Here is a 3,189-nt window from a genome sequence, read left to right on the forward strand (position 1 = left end):
CGCGCGGACTGCGTATCGCCGCCACGTCGCCCGCGCCGCCGTAGCCGTAGATCGCGGGCGTGCCGATCACCAGGTTCTTCAGGCTCGACCGGCCCGTGGCCGGATCGCGCGTGTCCAGCGCGGCGCCACCATAGAAGTTGATCGAGTCGTAGGCGTTCAGGATCAGGTTTTCCAGCGCCGGCGCGCCGCGCGCGGTATCGCCGCGCAGCAGGCGGCCCAGCACGTCCTGATTCAGCGTCAGGCCCGACACCAGCTTGCCGGCCGCCTGCACGGCGGCAAGGGTCGGCGCGTCGCCCACGTTGAGCGCGCCCACCGACAGAGACAGATTGCGCGCGCCGAAGCGCACGCGGTTGTCGAGTTCGAAGCGCTTGTTGGTGGCGAAGGCCAGCGTCCCTTCGGCGTAGAGCTGGGTCTGCCCCTCGCAGCCGGCTGCGCCGCAAACGCCAACCAGGATGGGCTGCGGCCCGCGCGCGCTGGCGGCCATGGGCAGCACGTCCAGCCAGCCATTGGACACCGCCAGCATCGAGCCGGAGTTGCTCTGGTCCATGTAGCCGGGCTGATAGACGAAGCCGTCGCGCGAATCGAACGGCGTCTTGCCCCGGCCCAGCGTGCTGATGCCCGCGCCCGCCTCGATCGTGATGCCCTGGCCGAACGGGGAACCGACCACCATCAGCACTTCGGCGGCCGACAGCTGCGCGCCGGCGCGCAGCGTGATGCCGCGCGAGCCGTTGCTATCGCCGCCGACGAACTTGAAGAAGTTGCCGGACTGCCCGTAGCTGACTTCGGGGCGCGCGCCCAGAGCCAGCCGCGCCGCCGACAGCGCGTTCAGATCCGGTGCCCGCAGCGACACGGCGTTGAGGCCGGGCGTGGCGACGCCGTCCGGCGCCAGCACCTCGATATGGCCTACGCCGCCCCGGTCCAGGACCGCCACGCTGCCCGCGAAGCCGCCCTCCGCCGCCCGGAAATCGACCTCGCCACGGAACCTCAGCGCCTGCTCGCCCGCGCCCGGCGTGAACAGCAGCGACAGGTTGCGGCCGTCCTGCGGCAGCGAGGCGCGCGGTACGCCGAGACGCAGCGCATCGGCGCGCACGAACGCGGCATAGCTGGTCTCGTTGTACTGCGACAGCTTGCGCAGCGTGTCGGCCGGCGTCAGGATCAGCTGGCGCGGCAGCGCGTCGGCCACGCCCGCGTCCGGCACCGACAAGGCGCCGGGCGCGCTCCAGGACCCGTTGCGCATGGCGATGGCGCGATCCTGGCCGACGGCGCGCGCCGCGCCGCCGTTGATTTCCACGCGGAACGCGCCCGGCAGCAGCGCATAGGTGGAGGGTAGCAGCGTATAGGTGCCCGCCGGCAGGCCGGGCACGCCCTGCGCCAGCGTCACGCGCTGCCCCGCCGTCGGCGTCGAGGCGCCGCGCTCGCCGCCCGACGGTGCGTAGCCGGGCTGGACGCCGGGCACGATGGCATAGACCGGGTTGGTGGCCAGCGCCGGCAGCGTGAAGCCGCCTTGCGCGCCGACCTGCATCAGCGGCGCCATGCGCGCGTCGGTGGAGCCGCCGCGTCCCGAGACAAAGCCCGCGCCCCGCAGTTCGCCGCCGCCGCGCAGGTCCAGCAGCGCGCCCGGCATCGATTCGATGCGCTTGCCGCTCAGGATCACGCCGCGCGTCGGCGAGATCACGCCCTCCAGTTCGACGGCCGCGCCCAGATGCGTCCAGGTGACGCCGTCCACGGTGCCGCCATAGGGCATGACCAGCCCGGCGGCGCTGGCGCTGGTGATGCTGCCGGGCAGCAGGCTGATCTGCTCGGTGGCGCTGGCCGCGCCGTTCAGATAGCCTAGCGCGATCGTGCCCAGCGGCGCGCGCAGCACCCCGCCCTGCTCGATGCGGCCCGCCGACAGGCTCAGGCTGCCGAACACCGAATACGGCATGGCCGGCGCGACGCCCGTGGATTGGATCGCCAGCAGGCCATCCGGCTTGTGGCTGACCCATGCGCTACCGCCGTTGTAGCCCGCGCGCACGGTGGCGATGGCATGGGTCGCGGGATAGAGCTGGGCCGCGCGCAGCAGCAGATTGCCGCTGGTTTCGAGCAGCGTGGGCGTGTTGACGCCGCGCTCGAAACGCAGGTCGCCGGCGCTGTCCAGCACGACCTCGCGAAAACCCCGGCGATCGACCGCCACGCTGCCCAGCGGCCGCAGCGTGACGCTGCCGTTGACGTTCATGCGTACTTCGTCGCGCACGTCGATCATCTGGCCCGACAGGCGCAGCGTCGCGTCGGTAGCGCGCGAGGACACGCCGACGCGCACCACCGGCGCGGTATGCCAGTCCTTGCCCCGCACCACCGCGCCCGCCAGCCGCAGATACGGCGCGGCCAGGTTGATGCGCGCATCGCGCGGCGCGTTTTCCGACAAGCCCATCGAGGCCGAGTACAGGCTCAGGCTTTGCGCCATGGCCAGGCTGACACTGCCGTCGAAGCTGATCATGCCCTGGCTCAGCAGGGCCAGGCTGCCAAAGCCGCCCGCCGCGACCCGGTCCATGCCCAGGCTGCCCTCGCCATAGTTCAGTCCCGCGGCGGCCGATTCGGGCGTGGCGTCCGCCTGCCAGGCGTAGGGCGCGTGCGTCTGCCGCAGCACCAGCTCGCGCGGCCCCAGCACGCGGCGCGTGGCCAGCACATCCTGGTACAGCGGCGCCTCCAACGCCACCGACAGCGAGCCGCCCGCCGCGCCCGCGCCGCCGGCGCGGGCGATCAGGCTGCCGTCCAGCCGCAGGCCGTTGCCCGAAGCCAGCGCGATGCTGCCGCCATGGCTGGCCACGCGCAGCGGCGCGCCGCCCGGCCCCAGGTCCAGCACCGCTTCCGCGCCCGAGGCGTCGAGGCGCGCGCCGGCGCGCAACACCACGAACAGGTTGGCGGCCTTGGATTCGCTGGCCTGATGATCGATTTCGCCGCCCACGACGATGCGGCCACCGTCGTTCACCCAGCCGTAGCGACGGCCGCGCGCGTCGATCGCCGTCACGGCGCGCGCCGCCGCGTCCAGCACGGCAGCATCGCCCAGCCAGATGGAACGCCCATGGCCCGCGGCGATCAGCGCGGCATCGACATCGGCGTTGGTCTTGATTTCACCCAGGACGATGCTGCCGCCGGGCGCGCGCAAGATGCCGTCGACCGTCAACTGGCCGACGCTGCCCAGGCGCAGGC

At 72.8% G+C, this 3,189-nt stretch carries 1 pseudogene; it reads right to left on the minus strand.

Features of this window, described 5'->3' with window-relative positions:
* Positions 1-3,189, minus strand: a pseudogene (locus KDH83_RS30090) (hemagglutinin); the annotation flags it as partial.

The sequence above is a fragment of the Achromobacter sp. Marseille-Q0513 genome, from assembly GCF_018195695.1.
Classification (GTDB): domain Bacteria; phylum Pseudomonadota; class Gammaproteobacteria; order Burkholderiales; family Burkholderiaceae_B; genus Achromobacter.